The organism is Bacillus sp. FSL M7-1345, assembly GCF_038006985.1.
Lineage (GTDB): Bacteria > Bacillota > Bacilli > Bacillales > Bacillaceae_G > Bacillus_A > Bacillus_A cereus_U.
On record NZ_JBBOWG010000001.1, the window covers coordinates 2,949,485 to 2,964,686 of the forward strand.

Genomic DNA, 15,202 nt, shown 5'->3' on the forward strand with positions numbered 1-15,202 from the left:
TAGTAATTTGTGTTAGCTTTAATTTATAAAAATAATTTCTTTAAATTTATAGTATACCTTTCAATTAAAAAAGCACTTATTGCCTCAAATAGACAACCAAGTGCTTTAAGTTCATATGTTTTTAAGTAGCATAAATTTGTAAGTTTTGTAGTAACAGTATGACACCTTTTATATGTCGTGACAACGACTACGTTAAAACTTGCGAGTTCGTTAGTTTCATGCCCATTGCATTTTTATATTCATCGCCCAATAAAATGCTATCTCGCCTAAGCTTGTACTTTATTTTCTATTCTATCATTGCACGTAATACTCTATGATGGTACAACCATCATAGAGTATATACTTTTTAACAGCCTATTCTTTTTCTGTCAACTTCAAAAATAAGTACTTTTTCGTTTGCTTGTCTTATGTGCCAGTGTATATTTAACTTTAGCATCACGAACTTTGTCATTCTCTTGTGTAAAGTATACATTGAGTAGTATGTGACTATAATACTTATAAAGCTACTATAACCAATCTCGTTTGTTTACTTATTACTGAAGACTTTTAATCTATACTATAGAGTATTAATCAACCATATCCACAAAGTATTCAGTATCCTGATTAATTTTTCGTATAAATTCCTCCAATGAATCAGCTATTTGAGTCTCAAAAAAATATACAGGAGTTTGTTGAGGAGTATTCAAATCCAGTGTTAAATATACACCCTCGTTTACTTCATAAAAAACCAATTTATCTTCTTCCTCGTATATTCCCTCTAAATCTGGATCAAACTCGTAAATACCTTCTCTCAATGTAATATCCGCTATAGTATCTGGATCCATTATTCTATTTATTGCATCCACATTATTTCCTTTTATAAAACCATAGCCAACTTCTAAGTAAAAATTTCTAAGTTCATTAGGAAATGCAAATCCAAGTCTCTCTTCTGCCACTATAAGTTCATTTTCTTGTAATTTAAAAAACTTATGATGACTATTTTTTATAAAATCAAATGTAGCCATAAAAACTACCTCCTTGGAAATAATTGATTTGATGGTGACCCTTTACCATGAATTCCTGCCTGATGTACATCAGGAAACTTAGCTCGATGTATATTCCACCATTCATGAGGCCCACCAAAATCATTCTCTATAATATGATGCGCATCATAGGGTTGCCCAATATCCCTTGCTACTCTACCTTTTTTATCATAAACTTCCTCAGTATATCTTGGCCATGTTTGCCCTGTTTTTTCTTCCCATTCACTTATTAATTTGTTTTTCACACTGTTAAATTTATTTCTGTATTTTAACGTTTCCAATGGCGTCATTTTTTCATACTTATGTTCCCTTAGAGCAGCCTTTAATTGTTCTATTTGGCTTTTATGAAGCTTCAATCCTGTTTTTGACTCTACATCTCTAATATAATCTTTAGCTAAATCGTAATCGATTTTAACCGTACCCTTAACCCCCCCACTCTCCAAATTCGAGATCCTACTCTGAATACTCGCCTTAGGGGCATCATGAGCTTCTTTTTATCCTTCCATTAAGTATTACTTCTTCACCTTTAATGAAGAGGAATAGTTCACATCTTTTGCTAATGTATTTTCAATTATATAATACTAGTAATTTCTGTTAGCCCTAATTCATAAAAATAATTTTTATACACTCAAAGCATACCTATCTATTAAAAAAACACTTGTTGCCTTTAGTCGACAATCAAGTGCTTTCAGTTCATATGTTTTTAAGTAGCATAGATTTGTAAGATTTATAAGATCTGTAAGTTTTGTAGTAACAGTACGACACCTTTTACATGCCATGACAACTACTAAGTTAAAATTGACGAGTTTGTACGAGTTCTTAGTTTAATATACTTTCCATGTGATTATATTCATCACCCAGTAAAATGTCATCTCGCCTAAGCTCGTACTGCTTTTTCTATACTAGAATTGCACATAGTAGCCCCTGATGGTACAACCATCGTGAGTCATTATTTTCAAACTCCTTATTGTTTTCCTGTATCATTCAAAAATCTTTTTGGAGTTCCTTTATCTAGTTTTAATCATGTGATTTATCTAGATAGATGTATTAGTGAAGCATACCCATAAATTCATCGAATGTATCTGCCACATGATGACTTACTGGTTCAAGTTCAGCAGAATTCTCATGATCCCACACACAAACTTTCGGGTTATTTCTTGATTCTCTAAAATCTAAACATAAAAAATCACCGGCAAATAATACAGCAATTGGTAATAAAGCTACTCCCAGTAAATCTCCATCATCTGTAAGTCTCTCATCTAGCTGGGTCCATGTTACATCAATATCAAACATACCTATTTCAATATTTTCTGGGGCTTCAAGAATACATAAAAACCTAATAACTGCATAGCTATGGTTATTACACACAAAAGATTTCTTTTCTGGGGAACCACCATTATTAAATTTTATGAAATTCTTATAATCTACCGGTAGTTGAACTCTCCAAAATTCTTCTTTCTTTAATATTAAACTATCAGACGGTAACGGATAAATTATAGATTCTTTTTTAATTTCCATTCAAAACACTCCTTTTTTTATTATCTTGGCGCATCTGACCACATTCCTTTAGTCCTTCCACCATTATGAACAGTAATACCATGGATTCCATAAGGAACTAGTTGCATTTTCCCTGGTACTTCAGTATGATGCCACGTATAAGAACCATTTTCCACCATAGCCCTTATATCTTCTGGAAGCCTGTTGTTCAACCAGTCAAATTGCTCCACATCTCTTTTTAACCATAAATCTTTTGGAAGTTCATCTTTATGTACTACTAGACCAAGTCCTTCAAAATCAGCAAATCCATAGCGCATACCTTCTACTTTTTTCACTTCAACTTTCGGGATAAGATCTAGTTCTTCAGCTCGTTGTTTTATCATTTTCCTTTTATTACTTGTTAATTTGTTTCCACCTTTAATATTATTGGCCCAAGACCAGTTTTTAATATCTATTACCTCAATATAATGTCGAGCATAATCATCTAATACATCATCAAAATTCTTAGTTCCGTTAATAAAATCATCTATATTATTTAAATTAACTTCACTTGCTGTCTTACTTCTATTACCCGTACCCTATGTTGTAATCTTAAACTCTCACAATAAAAAAACAAACCATGTAAAACCTTATTAAATTACTTCTTTCTCTTGTACTACCGGCAATTCATATGCCGTTTTATGTTTCATCATCCCATATATAATATTTACAAGCCTTCTCATAATACATACCAACGCTTGTCCTTTTGTTTTTCCTTCTTTTAGTTTCTTTTGATAATAAGCGTGAAACACTGGATTTCGTGGCATCTTACTTCCTTTTGCTACTTGCACTTGCTGTACAGCTAAATTATAAAATAAAGCGTGTAGCGCCCTGTTTCCTTGTTTGCTTTTATGTGTCTTACCTTTCCCACCAGAACCAAAGTAAACAGGCGCAATCCCCGCAAATCGTGCTAATTTATTGGCATTTGGAAATCGCCTTACATCCCCAATTTCTGCAATTAATGCTGATGCAGTCACAAGTTCTATTCCCGGCATCGTCTCTAATTGATAATCTAGTAGATTTACTAGCTGTTTTAATTCTCTTTCGATGTATTTCATTTCTTTCTTTTTAAACTCAATCTCCCGTACAATAATTCTTACTAAAAAGTTTCGCATTTCTTGATACTCTTTCATTGTTTGTCCATCTTCTTTCACAAGCCTTAATATTTCACTTGCTTTCTTTACTGAACATGTATTGTTACTAACATCTAATAAAAAAGCTGTTAATCGCTTTATATTCGTCCCCTCTAAACAAGAGGGTGACGGATATTGCTCCCAAAATGCTAATGCTGTTTTTCCATCTAACTCTGAGAAAAACTTTTTATAACTTGGATAATGGTGGTTTAATTGAATATGTAATTGGTTCTTTAATGCACTTTGTGCTTTTACTAATGCATTCCGTCTTGAAACCAGTTGTTGTATTGACCATAATAAATCGTTTGGCTTTGCATCTGGTAATTGATTAAATTTGTTTATCAATATGCGTGCTACACATTCTGCATCCCAACTATCATTTTTTTGTATCATCACTTGGCTTTTTCGTTCTAAAAATGATAAAGCTGGATTTACTTCTTTTACTACCTGTTCGTGATCTACTAAATATTTCGCTAACGCTCTTCCATAACCACCAACATCTTCTAAACCAAATACAACAGTTATCCCATCACACACATATGTCTCTACTTCTAATAAGAACTTCGAAAATGCAGATGGTTTATTATCAAATTGTATTTCTCCTAATTTCTCTTGCCAGCAATTAATAATAACAGCCGTATGCTGCTCTTTATGTAAATCTACTCCTACATACAAATAGTTCTGCCTATTATGCATAACGCATCCCTCTATTCAATTATTTAGTCATATAAAAATGTCGGCAACCTTAGTTCGAGCGTTCATCTTCCGATGCGCATAGGTACGCAAGCCTATCCATTTTTCATAACTCTAGTAGTATGTATAGTAAAATGAGCTAATTTTTTAAGTGAATTTACAAAATAATTGCTGCATGTTTTCCATTTGTTTGTATTTCCCCGTATTTATACATGCCACGATAAAAATTCTCTCTATCTAACATGCGTTTCACTTGTACTTTCGTAAATTGTTTACCTTTCGCTGTGCAGTAGCCTTCCACATTCAATTGTTCTGCCAATTGCGTAAGTGACCAATGTTTAAAAAAATGTCGTAATTCAAATAGTCTACGTACAACTACTGCTTTCTCACCATCTACTTCTAACACCTTTTGTCCTTTTGTTGCCTTGTAGCCAAACAATACACCACCACCTGCATATCCACCTTGTTCAGCCTTCTTCTTTCTACCTCTACTTAGCTTCAATGCAATTTCAAGTCGTTGGTATTGGTCTAATAGCTCTAACATGCCATTCACCAAAAAGTCATTTGGCTCATGTGTGTAAATACTATAACTTGATTGTTCAATTGCCTTCACATCTACTTCGTGTTTCTTTAGTTCTCGTTGTATCAATACTTTCGCCATATCAGAGCGCCACAATCGTGATGTATTCAACACAACAACATAGCTTACTTGTTTATACGCCATATCCGACAATAGCTCTTGTAATCCATCACGTTCAACTGTTAATCCATCTTCATCAACAGTCGCTCCGCTTAATCCTCTATCTTCATACACATGAAGTAGTTCTAAATTATTTTCTTTACAGTAACGTTCAATCTCTTCTACTTGATACGCTAAACTATACCCATCACGTACTTGTCCTTCCGTTGAAACTCGTACGTAACCAACTACTTTCTCTCCCATCATAAATCCCCTCCCGTTACAGTAATTTGAGTCCCTGTAACGTTTACCCGTTTTTTTGCGGATAACGTGTTCGTAACGTAAATCCGTTAAAACGTACTTTACGATGACTTCAAAAAATAATACAACCCTTTATTTTTTCTTCTACTCTCGTTATACACTGTACAAAGCCATTACAATCTATAAAAATTTAATACTTCGTGCACTTATAAAATTATTATGTGTCTACCTATTTCTATCCTAAAACGCAAAAAAGCACTTGTTGCCTTTAGTTGACAATCAAGCGCTTTAAGTTCATATATTTTTAAGTAGCATAAATTTGTAAGTTTTTTAGTAACAGTATGACACCTTTTGTACATCATGACAAATACTATATTAAAACTTACGAGTTTGTACGAGTTCGTTAGTTTAATATACATTCCATGTGTTTATATTTATCGCCCGGTAAATTGTCATCTCGCCTAAGCTCGTACTTTGTTTTCTTATTCTATCATTGCACATAGTACTCTATGATGGTACAACCATCATAGAGTACATACTTTCAAAAAACCTTTTATTTTTTCTATCTACTTCACATATACTTTATTTTTTATTCATATATACTTATGCGTATTTAAATTTAGCACCACGAACTTTATCATATCCGTACATAAAATATAATTTAGTATAGTAAGCTTTATAAAATCACTATAACTAAACTCATTTATTTACTGTAATGAGTTTTTAATGTTTATTTATATTTTAGGAATATCAATTATATTTCCTGGTGACTCATTAATAAGAATATCTGAAATACTTGGGTTCCTTTTTTTCAACTTGAATATTTGAATTTTTGTTAATTCAGGGCTAAATGATATATTTTGTGTTTTAAACTCCAAATTCATAATTTTATTTTGAAGTTTTAATATAAAAACCTTCCATTCTTGTAATGGAGAATTCGAAACTTCCTCCGGACTTTCTAATAGTCGATATCCGTCTGCATAATGAAACATTAGTAATCCCGTTCCTAAGTCACAATCTTTGTTTTCAAGAATTGCATTTGGTATATCAAATCCACTATTCCAATTATAATTTGCTGCAAAACAATGAAGGAGTATTGGATTATCTATATTCTTTATTCGGCTAATTGTATCCTCTTTATTTGTATTATAAAGTAATTCTTCAAGCAAACTAATATCTTTATTTTCCATTACACCTTACCACCTTACTGATATTTACTTATTTTGTATTTCCAATTGTTTTAGCTTTCTTTCCCAAAGTTCTACTGTTGCACCTTGGCTTGGGTACAATGGTAAACCATTCCCCTGTAATTTTCTTAAATTTTTTTGCAAATCATATACCTGCTTTTGTAAACTATCAATACTTTGGTTAATATCCATTTTATTTAATGCTCTTGCAACTACTTCATTGTAAACAGAATGATATCCTCTGTGTCTAGCCATTGTACTTATATTATCATCTGGTACTCTTAGAAAAATACCATTTGATGAGTCATCAAAGTTCATACCTATCTTTTTAATTACAGGATTATCTGCCATTTCAGAAGGAATAATATGCTGTGCTTGATATCCACTCCATTTAGTTGAACGTTTAAGCCCCATTTCTGTCATCATATTTTTTCCTAATTTAGTAGAATTCCCTCCTGTTACAATACCCGGAGTACCAGGAATAATCCTACTACCTTCACCCGTACCCTTTGTTGTAATTTTAAAATAAAAAGCACTTGTTGCCTATCATAGACAATCAAGTGCTTTAAGTTCATCTGTTTTTAAGTAGCTTTAATCTATAAGTTTTATAATAATAGTATGACACCTTATATATATCGTGACAAATATTACTTTAAAACTAACGAGCTTGTACGAGTTCGTTAGTTTTATGTCTCTTCCATGCGTTTATATTCATCTTCTGGTAAAATGTCATCTCGCCTAAGCTCGCACCTCATTTTCTGTTCTATCATTGTACGTAATACTCTATGATGGTACAACCATCATGAGTCTCTACTTTTAAACCACTTATTGTTTTTCTTTCCACTGCAAATATACTTTATTTTTTATCTGGTGAATATACAATTATTCTCCCTTCTGGATATTCACCTTCCCATCCACATGGCCATCCCCCAAGCTTATAAACCTCAAAGATTCTTTCATAAAAATTATCAACTTTTCCATTTACTAAACGATTTAGTGCACACATATGTAAATCTCCAATTATTTCTTCAAAAATATCAATATATTGTAATACAAAATCACCTGGATAGTTCTCGGATGATTGAATAATCTCCCTTATAGGACGCTCCATAGAGTTTAAATCATGCTCATATAATTGTCCTATTATTTCCCCACCTTCTGAGGATTTAATATCTTCCCAAACGTTTTCAACCTCATCCAAATCTTGAGACCATGCTAATTCTTGTGCTCTTTCATACTCATTAACCATAACAACATCACGATTTAGAAGGTTTTCATTATGAAAAAGTTGTAAATTTGTAATAAAATTAATAACCTCTTCGACTAATTGAGTGTTTTTTCCGTACTGCATTTATTTATCCACCTTTCCCAAAGTTCTTCAGTAGCACCGCCACCTCTTTGCCAAATCTTTATTTCTTCATTTAATTTTGTCTTGTAAAACTTCTCAATACCAATTTCTAATACCTTTGATTTGTATAATGGCAAGCCACTTTCTGTACCTTTTTTTAATTTTTGTTGCAATTCAAATACTTGTTGTTCCAACTCCTTAATACTTTGATTGATATTTAATTTATCTAACTGATCTTTAACCACATTATTATATACACTATGAAATCCTCTATGCCTAGACAAAGCACTTGGATCTTTTGCTGGTATCGGTAAAAATATCCCGTTATAAGCATGATCCATATCCATTCCAATTTTCTTTAATACCGGATGATTTCTTAAGTTTTTAGGTATTATATGTTGCGCCTGATATCCTTTCCGTGATGCAGAACGTGGAAGCCCCATGGATTCCAATAAATTTTGCCCTAATTTTGTAGAACTACCTCCTGTAACCTTTCCAGGGGTACCTGGAATAAGTCTAGTAGCTTCACCCGTACCCTTAATCCCTCCACTACCCTTAGCAAGTTGATAAGCGTCATCCTTAGCTGCCATACTTGCCTTTGAAAGCTTTCCAGTTACTTCTCCAACAGTTGAATATTCTATATAAGGAAGCTTCACTCCCATTCCAGTATCTGCTACCCTAACTGCTACTGGAATGTTTGTGTTTTTCATAGCATCTAGTGCATTCTTTAAAGTCTTATTTTCCTTAAGCGATTGTACCACATTTTTACCCAAATTTGGATTGAAACCAGGCATTCCTTCTTTGAATTTTAATAATTTCGCTAAATCAGCTAATTCATTCGTGCCTTTGAATGCTTTTACTCCTTTTCCTACCGCTCCAACAACTGGGATTGCATCTAATCCGCCAAAAATGATGTTTCCTACCCGCTCTTCTTGGCTCAATTTCCTGTGTGTTCCCCAGTCTTCTCCGTCAATACCACTTTTTATTTGTACAGCGCCGTATACAACTGCGGCAGCGGCCCCGAGTGGTGGGCAAAGGATTGTTGCGATGATGATTCCTCCGCCTATTGCTAGGTCACGTATTGTTTCTAGTTTTTTCTGTTCATCTTCTATCGATTTGTATTCAAATCCTCGTGTGGATGGGACTACTTTCTTGTATTCTTCATAATTTAGTTTTGCATCTGGATTTTGTTTTTTTAGTTCTTTGTATTCTGCTCTAAGTACGTTATCAAATGCAGGTGAATCTTTAAAAATATCTTCTACTGTTATTTTATCTTTTTTTGTTTGTATTGTTTGTGGTACACTTCCGTATCCCGCGTGCGCATCTGGTAATACTGTCGTTGTTGTAGAGCCAATTCGGTTATTTGTTTCGAAACTAAGAATAGATGTATCTCTCATTTTTTGAGCGAATTTATCCATTTCTACTAAAAAAGGTTTATCTATATGTTCAGATACCAATCGCCCTGCTTCTCCGCAATATTTTTGTAATGTCGAATAGCTCTCGAGTAACTCCCCGATTTTTCGCGATTGATCTTTTGGGTTAAAATGTATACTACCATCTGAGTCTAAATCTCGTATTCTTCCATCAATTTTTTTTAATGATTCATTTGCGTCCCGTAATTTTATGAGTGCATCTTTTGTAATTCGATTCATACCATCTCCCATGTCTTGCCATGGTTCTGGTCTATATTTCACATCCATTTCGTTTTCATCCCCCAGCCGTATGGTGATTTCTACAACTTACTTAATCTTTCACGTAATTGTTCGTCCTTTTTAAGCATTTCTACACATACGTTCCCTACAACTGTCGCCGACCTCGAATAGTGTTCAGCCAATTCAAGTGTTTTGTGTAATATATCAGGATATTTTTCAATTACTCTCATCGCTTCACCTTTTTGATAAAAATCACTGCTTAATAAACTCTCAATATTCGTTCCAATGACGTCTACATGGATTTTATATATATCTTCTAATTTCATTACTATATCAAGTAGTTCTTGAAAATTAACTAATACTTCTTCTCCACCACCAGAACCACCATCTCCCATTGATACTTGCATTATTCAATACCTCCTAACGAAAATTGTCTCGGATCAACTAATTTTTTATATGGCATTTTTAACACGTCATACAATTTCTTATTCACCGCATAGAGGCTCACCCAGTCATATCGATTACGTTCTACATCTATTTGAACGTAATCTTCTCCTTCAGTGAAATATAAGAAACATTCCCATTTTCCTCCTCTATTACTCCGAGGCCTCGTATACGTTTCCATCGCTATAACGTCTTTATTTGATAAATCTTTTTCCTCAAATGTTTGTTGTTCTGTTTCGGTCATTCTCTTTGAGAAAAATGTATCTTCTATTTCCCTCGGTTCTCTCAATAAGAAAGGAATGCGTGTTAATAAGGAAAAATATACGTCTGGTTTTGGTATGTAGTCGATCTCGTATTTTTTATTTGGCTCTATTTCTGTTAATACAGCCACTCGGTCTTTATCCTCTTTTAAAAAGCCAATTAATACATTATTAATTCTCGTGTATTCATGACAATTTTCATATTCTTTTAATAGCTCAATCATTTGAAAAGCAGCACGGGTAATTCCATTTTCACTTGTAAGTAAGTCTTTTTCTTTTAAACTCGCAGTTGCTTTCGTGACACATTCTTCATCAAGTAAAGTTATTGCGTCACGGTTTGGCAATCCAAATATATCCGTAACCCCAGCTGCACCTGCGAGAACATATAATTCAGCAGGTGTAAAATTCATTTCTTTTCCCATTCTTTTATCCCTCATTTCTCCATCACAACTGTTTTATCGCCCTTACTTCCGGTCTATCTCCGTACGTTTGAATACTTTTATCTAACTCTTTCAAAGCTTTCGTATGTCCTTCAAATGCCTCTACCATTTCTGAATTATATTGAATGATTAAATCAAGATAACTTAAAAAGGCATCTCTCGTTTTTCCATTCCAGTTCGCACATGTAACGTATGCTTTTAAATTTTTCGCTTGATTTAAAGAATCCTTCATGCCGTTCTCTATATTTTGCGCGTAAGAAATGGCACTGGCAGTGTTACTTCCTATAATTTCAACCTCTTTACCACTCATGTTGATCCCCCCATTCTTTGTATGCTTAATGGATAAGTTTTTCAATTTCCTTTTTCTTTTCTTCAAAAGCTTTGGTCGCTGCAGCGTATGCTGACGCTTTCTCCGCTTCTGCTTTCGCTTTATATTCCAAATACTTTGCATAAGCTGTACCTATCGCAGATCCAACATCGCTTAATGCACTTTTAAAATAGGATAATACTGTATTTAAGTCTTCATCCTTTTCATGACGTTTTTGTTCAAATTCAACTGCCGGAATTTTATTAGCTTCTAAGCCATTACTTTTACTCTCATAATCTCTCTTCGCTGATTCAGCATCTTGAATGAATCGTTTTAACTCTCTTTCTTGATCTTTTAAATAATCATGTAATTTATCATACTGGTCTCGTTTCCTCGCGCTTTCTGTAAAACCCGATGCATTTAAAAAAGCATTGTACAATTCATCTAACATCTTTCTCCCCCTTTATTACAATAACTATGTAGTTAAATCCGTATATTTAAACATGAATATTCATTACATTGAGAATTTATAAATAATTATTTTTGCATATTGCTATTTTATCAAAGGGATTTTAACATTTCCATATTTTATAAAAAGCTTTCGCATTTTTCTTCAATTAAATAGCAATGGATATTTATCATCTAAAAATTATAGTTTTATATAGATTATTGGAATTTTATCCACATTAAGTGAATTAATGACAAATAATCATCATTTACATGTTATAATTACGATGTGTACATTTAGCTGCATTAGATGTATATGTGTAATACGTATATTTAATAAAGTTAAATTAAACTGGGGAGGCTTTCTCAAATGGGCAAGAAAACAAGCAAAGCTAAAAAAATTTTGGGATTCGTGATCACCACAGCACTAGCAACTACAATGATGGCAGGCACAGCAAACGCACAAACAACTACGAATAACTATAAAGTAGCTGGCAATGCGAACACTGTATTTACAGATGTACCAAAGGACCACTGGTCAAAAGATGCTATTGATTACTTAGCGTCAGCAGGACTTTTTAACGGATATGGAAACGGAAAATTTGGTTTTGGGGATAATATTACTAGAGGCCAGGTAACTTCTTTAATCGCTCGTCATTTAGGTTTAACAGCAAACAATGAACAGAGCAATATGTTTAACGATATTAAAAATCATATGTTTGAAAAGGATATTAAAGCTATTGTACAGGCTGGAATTATGACAGGTGATGGAACAGGTGCTTTTCGTCCAGATGATGCATTAACTCGGTATGAAATGGCAGTAGTATTACAAAAAGCATTTCAATTACAATCAAAAGGACAAAGTAACTTTAAAGATGTACCTCAAGATCATTGGGCCTATGAATTTGTAAATACGCTACGTAGTAACCGAATATCCCACGGTGATGAGGCAGGTAATTACAATGGCAACATGCTTGTGAAACGTGAGGAGTATGCACAATTTTTATATAGTACATTAGCAAAAAACAGAGATTATAATTTCAACATCAATACAAAAGAGGAAATGAAACAAATGTTAACAACAGCTTTACAGGATGGGACGTTTGGTCCATTTAAATTAAATGCATTGGGTAAAGATATATCTGAGGTGAAAAAAGAATTTGGAGTACCTGATGTTTGGAAGCAAGCACCATGTACAGAATGTGATGCACCTAATACAGCAGTATACGGAGATTATAATATTGACATGTACCCTTCGGACGCTAGATATATATGGGTAAAAATGGATATCACTATTAATGAATTAAAAGAGTGGTTTGGTGAGCCAGATGGAATCGGAGAGGATATGACTAGTGAAGGCTTCATATATAATCGAGGAAGCTATTCTCTTTATTTCAGCTTCTCTGATGGTTATATTCAACGCGCTGAAATATCTAAAAGTGAACATCATTAATACGTTACAAGCAATATAAAATATATAAAGCATAAAAAAATCCTTCAAGAACGTGCTTTTTCTTGAGGGATTTTATTTTTCCCTATCTATTTAACAAAATACAAAGCTATAAAACTCCTACTGATTAAAGTTTCACTTTATTTTTCTTAGTGCTCCGCATTCCATTCACTTAAATAAGTAGCATATTCTAGTTCATCTGGATCATCATATAACATAGAAATAAACTCTAATTTATTTCCATCACAATCTAGAAAATATACGCTTGCAGCTGGCATCCACCTTTGGACAATCGGCTCTTGGTTTCCTTTCCCCTGACTCCCTACTACCTCTATTCCACGCTCCTCTAACCATAATTTAGAAATCTTTAAAAACTCTAAATCTACACGAAAAGCGAAGTGTTTCGTCTCAAGCTCTTCATTCGTATGTACTTCCCATAATCCGAGCATTTGCTCTTTACTTTCTCCTACCCAAAAGAACGCAACTCGTCTTTTCGATAATTTTTTTGCTAATGCTAAACCTAACTTATTTTGATAGAAATCTATTGCCTTTTCTAAATTTCTGACATGTGAATGAGTTTCATATATGCTTTGTATCATTATATATTTCTCCCTCCTTTCTAATTTTTTTAAAATATGTTTTGTTTTTATCATACAAATTAATATATTTTTAAACATCCTACTTTTGTATAATTGTTCTTTCCTTCAAATGTATGGGTATCCAGCTCTATAACTGATGTCCCAATCCTAAAATTCAATACATTCAGCATCCTTAAATTTACATTTTTATGTAGTTAGTTTCTCTCTATACTACCTTCACTAACAAAGATCTCTAGCTAAGCCTTTCATTGTTCAGTAAAAAAACAAGCCATCCAACTCAAATGAATTGGATGGCTATTTGTTATGAGATTACTTCAATTTCCCCTCAAAAACAATTTTTCTACCGCATGGTTCAACTTCTGTTTTGCCGTTTTTCTTCACTTCATGAAAGATTGGTTCTTCCATGCGACGAGACGGTGCATAGCCTTCTTGTTCCATACGTGCTAAGCAGTCTGTAATTGTTTCGTTTTCGAGTACTTCAAATTTCTTTTTATTAGGTTGTTTTGTCATGCCCTAACCTACTTTCTATTTTTCTTGATGCGAATTGATTCTTCATGTAGACCATATATACCATTGCGAGAATTCCCATTATAATCATAACCGCAATAAAAAAGCTTGTATACTGTATTTTTTCTATAAATACGCCCCCTAATACAGGTCCCATAATACTTCCTAAACTAAAGGCGATTCCGGATAATATATTACCTGCTGGTAGTAAGTGTCTCGGTAATAAATCTGTCATAAATCCAAGCCCTAATGAGAAGCACGAGCCAATGACCATACCTGCTATAAGCATACATGCAAAGACGATCCAGTAATATTGATCAAATACTGCCGCAAGTAGGAAAATGCCCGTACTTACGCTGAACGTCCACGTTAAAATACGATCTCTTCCGTATTTATCACTTAATATACCGAGTGGAATTTGTGTAATAATGCCCCCAACTGCGAATGCTGGTAATAAGAAGGAAACTTCCGATACAGACCATCCTTTGCGAAGTGCGTATACTGGTAAGTTACTATTTAACATCGCTTCAAGTACGCCGTATGCGAGCGGACCAATTAGCGCAATCCAAGCTAATCCAACGACTTGTTTATAACGAGAAAAGGATGATTCACTTTCAGTTTTTGCCTCATCTTGTGCTGGAAATGCATTTTTCGTTGGTAGTAGTAAAAGCCATCCTATTAAGCAAAGTATAGTAGATACGATAAATGGTGTGGCAAGACCGTACTGAACAGTGCTTGCTAAATACGGGCCAACTGCGAAACCAATTCCGAAGAATACACCGTATATCGATACTTGTCTACCTATTTTACTCGGGTCTGATGTTGTCGTAATCCATGTTTGTGTTCCGACATGAAGCATATGATCTCCGACTCCAACTAGAAATCTAAGAACGAACCATACCCAAAATGAAAAAGTTTGTGTAAAAAAGAATAATGAAATAATAACGAGAAACCCACCAATTACGATAATTGGTTTCATTCCAAACTTTTGCATCGGTTTTTCAAGAAACGGTGAAATAAATAATATCCCGATGTATAATGCCGTTGCATGAATACCGTTAATACTTGAACTAACCCCTTCTTGTTCAAAAATCATTGCAATGGCAGGTAAGAGCATACCTTGTGATAAACCTGAGATTGCCACAATCCCAACCATAATCCAAAAAGTAAAACGCATCGACATCCTTTTCCCTCTCTTTCTCACGCTTTCCACTTTTCATTATAAACGGTTTCTTTA

At 33.8% G+C, this 15,202-nt stretch carries 18 protein-coding genes and 2 pseudogenes; 1 reads left to right on the forward strand and 19 read right to left on the reverse strand.

The genetic code is table 11. The features are described from left to right. Positions 1–23: 23 nt before the first annotated feature. The 16 genes and pseudogenes from MHB76_RS15360 to MHB76_RS15435 form a co-directional block, all read right to left on the reverse strand. Positions 24–209: pseudogene (locus tag MHB76_RS15360) on the reverse strand (hypothetical protein); the annotation flags it as partial. Between the two features lie 357 nt (positions 210–566). Continuing rightward, positions 567–1,004, reverse strand: coding sequence for an SMI1/KNR4 family protein (locus MHB76_RS15365; protein WP_078204167.1), 438 nt, complete (start codon positions 1,002–1,004; stop codon positions 567–569). Between the two features lie 5 nt (positions 1,005–1,009). Beyond that, positions 1,010–1,504: pseudogene (locus MHB76_RS15370) on the reverse strand (WXG100 family type VII secretion target); the annotation flags it as partial. A 565-nt stretch (positions 1,505–2,069) separates the two neighbouring features. After that, positions 2,070–2,540 carry an SMI1/KNR4 family protein gene (locus MHB76_RS15375; RefSeq protein WP_016105434.1) on the reverse strand — a complete coding sequence of 157 codons (471 nt, stop codon included), beginning with the start codon at positions 2,538–2,540 and terminating at the stop codon, positions 2,070–2,072. Between the two features lie 20 nt (positions 2,541–2,560). Further along, positions 2,561–2,902 (reverse strand): HNH endonuclease signature motif containing protein, encoded by a 342-nt coding sequence (locus MHB76_RS15380; protein WP_016108799.1) that lies wholly within the window; start codon positions 2,900–2,902, stop codon positions 2,561–2,563. 249 nt (positions 2,903–3,151) lie between these two features. Further along, entirely contained in the window at positions 3,152–4,387 is a 1,236-nt protein-coding gene (locus tag MHB76_RS15385) for an IS110 family transposase (RefSeq protein WP_340987030.1), read from the reverse strand. Positions 4,388–4,541: 154 nt separating this feature from the next. Then, positions 4,542–5,327, reverse strand: coding sequence for a recombinase family protein (locus tag MHB76_RS15390; protein ID WP_340988193.1), 786 nt, complete (start codon positions 5,325–5,327; stop codon positions 4,542–4,544). A 203-nt stretch (positions 5,328–5,530) separates the two neighbouring features. After that, complete coding sequence (locus MHB76_RS15395; protein ID WP_340988194.1) at positions 5,531–5,737, reverse strand: hypothetical protein; 207 nt, start codon at positions 5,735–5,737, stop codon at positions 5,531–5,533. A gap of 321 nt (positions 5,738–6,058) precedes the next feature. Then, positions 6,059–6,514 (reverse strand): DUF4274 domain-containing protein, encoded by a 456-nt coding sequence (locus tag MHB76_RS15400; protein WP_000428102.1) that lies wholly within the window; start codon positions 6,512–6,514, stop codon positions 6,059–6,061. A 24-nt stretch (positions 6,515–6,538) separates the two neighbouring features. Further along, positions 6,539–6,937: an AHH domain-containing protein gene (locus tag MHB76_RS15405; RefSeq protein WP_098492213.1), complete on the reverse strand. Its 399-nt coding sequence runs from the start codon at positions 6,935–6,937 to the stop codon at positions 6,539–6,541. Positions 6,938–7,367: 430 nt separating this feature from the next. Next, a complete protein-coding gene (locus MHB76_RS15410) occupies positions 7,368–7,862 on the reverse strand; it encodes a cytoplasmic protein (protein WP_340987040.1) in 495 nt (164 codons plus the stop codon). Then, entirely contained in the window at positions 7,835–9,559 is a 1,725-nt protein-coding gene (locus MHB76_RS15415; protein ID WP_340987042.1) for an AHH domain-containing protein, read from the reverse strand. The genes MHB76_RS15410 and MHB76_RS15415 overlap by 28 nt, the downstream gene beginning before the upstream one ends. Before the next feature lie 32 nt (positions 9,560–9,591). Next, positions 9,592–9,918, reverse strand: coding sequence for an MFS transporter (locus MHB76_RS15420; RefSeq protein ID WP_199710523.1), 327 nt, complete (start codon positions 9,916–9,918; stop codon positions 9,592–9,594). Beyond that, positions 9,918–10,637 carry a DUF5081 family protein gene (locus tag MHB76_RS15425; protein ID WP_340987045.1) on the reverse strand — a complete coding sequence of 240 codons (720 nt, stop codon included), beginning with the start codon at positions 10,635–10,637 and terminating at the stop codon, positions 9,918–9,920. The genes MHB76_RS15420 and MHB76_RS15425 overlap by 1 nt, the downstream gene beginning before the upstream one ends. Before the next feature lie 22 nt (positions 10,638–10,659). After that, complete coding sequence (locus tag MHB76_RS15430; protein WP_002110836.1) at positions 10,660–10,965, reverse strand: WXG100 family type VII secretion target; 306 nt, start codon at positions 10,963–10,965, stop codon at positions 10,660–10,662. A gap of 25 nt (positions 10,966–10,990) precedes the next feature. Further along, the gene (locus MHB76_RS15435) at positions 10,991–11,413 is read right to left on the reverse strand and encodes a hypothetical protein (protein WP_328011417.1); all 423 of its coding nucleotides are present in this window, start codon (positions 11,411–11,413) and stop codon (positions 10,991–10,993) included. A 366-nt stretch (positions 11,414–11,779) separates the two neighbouring features. On the opposite strand from MHB76_RS15435, the gene MHB76_RS15440 reads away from it, so the two are divergent. Then, positions 11,780–12,862, forward strand: coding sequence for an S-layer homology domain-containing protein (locus MHB76_RS15440; RefSeq protein WP_340987050.1), 1,083 nt, complete (start codon positions 11,780–11,782; stop codon positions 12,860–12,862). A gap of 146 nt (positions 12,863–13,008) precedes the next feature. On the opposite strand, the gene MHB76_RS15445 is transcribed toward MHB76_RS15440, so the two are convergent. From MHB76_RS15445 to MHB76_RS15455, 3 genes are all read right to left on the reverse strand, one after another. Beyond that, entirely contained in the window at positions 13,009–13,458 is a 450-nt protein-coding gene (locus MHB76_RS15445) for a VOC family protein (RefSeq protein WP_078174459.1), read from the reverse strand. Between the two features lie 309 nt (positions 13,459–13,767). Beyond that, positions 13,768–13,968 carry an NETI motif-containing protein gene (locus MHB76_RS15450; protein WP_000166305.1) on the reverse strand — a complete coding sequence of 67 codons (201 nt, stop codon included), beginning with the start codon at positions 13,966–13,968 and terminating at the stop codon, positions 13,768–13,770. Then, on the reverse strand, positions 13,952–15,148 hold the full coding sequence (locus tag MHB76_RS15455; RefSeq protein WP_078174460.1) for an MFS transporter: 1,197 nt from the start codon (positions 15,146–15,148) through the stop codon (positions 13,952–13,954). Before MHB76_RS15455 ends, MHB76_RS15450 begins: the two co-directional genes overlap by 17 nt. Positions 15,149–15,202: the final 54 nt, after the last annotated feature.

Coding starts and splice junctions, on each gene's coding strand:
- MHB76_RS15365 (WP_078204167.1), bottom strand. CDS start 1,004: ATGGCTACATTTGATTTTATAAAAAATAGTCATCATAAGTTTTTTAAA.
- MHB76_RS15375 (WP_016105434.1), bottom strand. CDS start 2,540: ATGGAAATTAAAAAAGAATCTATAATTTATCCGTTACCGTCTGATAGT.
- MHB76_RS15380 (WP_016108799.1), bottom strand. CDS start 2,902: ATGATAAAACAACGAGCTGAAGAACTAGATCTTATCCCGAAAGTTGAA.
- MHB76_RS15385 (WP_340987030.1), bottom strand. CDS start 4,387: ATGCATAATAGGCAGAACTATTTGTATGTAGGAGTAGATTTACATAAA.
- MHB76_RS15390 (WP_340988193.1), bottom strand. CDS start 5,327: ATGGGAGAGAAAGTAGTTGGTTACGTACGAGTTTCAACGGAAGGACAA.
- MHB76_RS15400 (WP_000428102.1), bottom strand. CDS start 6,514: ATGGAAAATAAAGATATTAGTTTGCTTGAAGAATTACTTTATAATACA.
- MHB76_RS15405 (WP_098492213.1), bottom strand. CDS start 6,937: ATGATGACAGAAATGGGGCTTAAACGTTCAACTAAATGGAGTGGATAT.
- MHB76_RS15410 (WP_340987040.1), bottom strand. CDS start 7,862: ATGCAGTACGGAAAAAACACTCAATTAGTCGAAGAGGTTATTAATTTT.
- MHB76_RS15415 (WP_340987042.1), bottom strand. CDS start 9,559: ATGGATGTGAAATATAGACCAGAACCATGGCAAGACATGGGAGATGGT.
- MHB76_RS15420 (WP_199710523.1), bottom strand. CDS start 9,918: ATGCAAGTATCAATGGGAGATGGTGGTTCTGGTGGTGGAGAAGAAGTA.
- MHB76_RS15425 (WP_340987045.1), bottom strand. CDS start 10,637: ATGGGAAAAGAAATGAATTTTACACCTGCTGAATTATATGTTCTCGCA.
- MHB76_RS15430 (WP_002110836.1), bottom strand. CDS start 10,965: ATGAGTGGTAAAGAGGTTGAAATTATAGGAAGTAACACTGCCAGTGCC.
- MHB76_RS15435 (WP_328011417.1), bottom strand. CDS start 11,413: ATGTTAGATGAATTGTACAATGCTTTTTTAAATGCATCGGGTTTTACA.
- MHB76_RS15440 (WP_340987050.1), top strand. CDS start 11,780: ATGGGCAAGAAAACAAGCAAAGCTAAAAAAATTTTGGGATTCGTGATC.
- MHB76_RS15445 (WP_078174459.1), bottom strand. CDS start 13,458: ATGATACAAAGCATATATGAAACTCATTCACATGTCAGAAATTTAGAA.
- MHB76_RS15450 (WP_000166305.1), bottom strand. CDS start 13,968: ATGACAAAACAACCTAATAAAAAGAAATTTGAAGTACTCGAAAACGAA.
- MHB76_RS15455 (WP_078174460.1), bottom strand. CDS start 15,148: ATGTCGATGCGTTTTACTTTTTGGATTATGGTTGGGATTGTGGCAATC.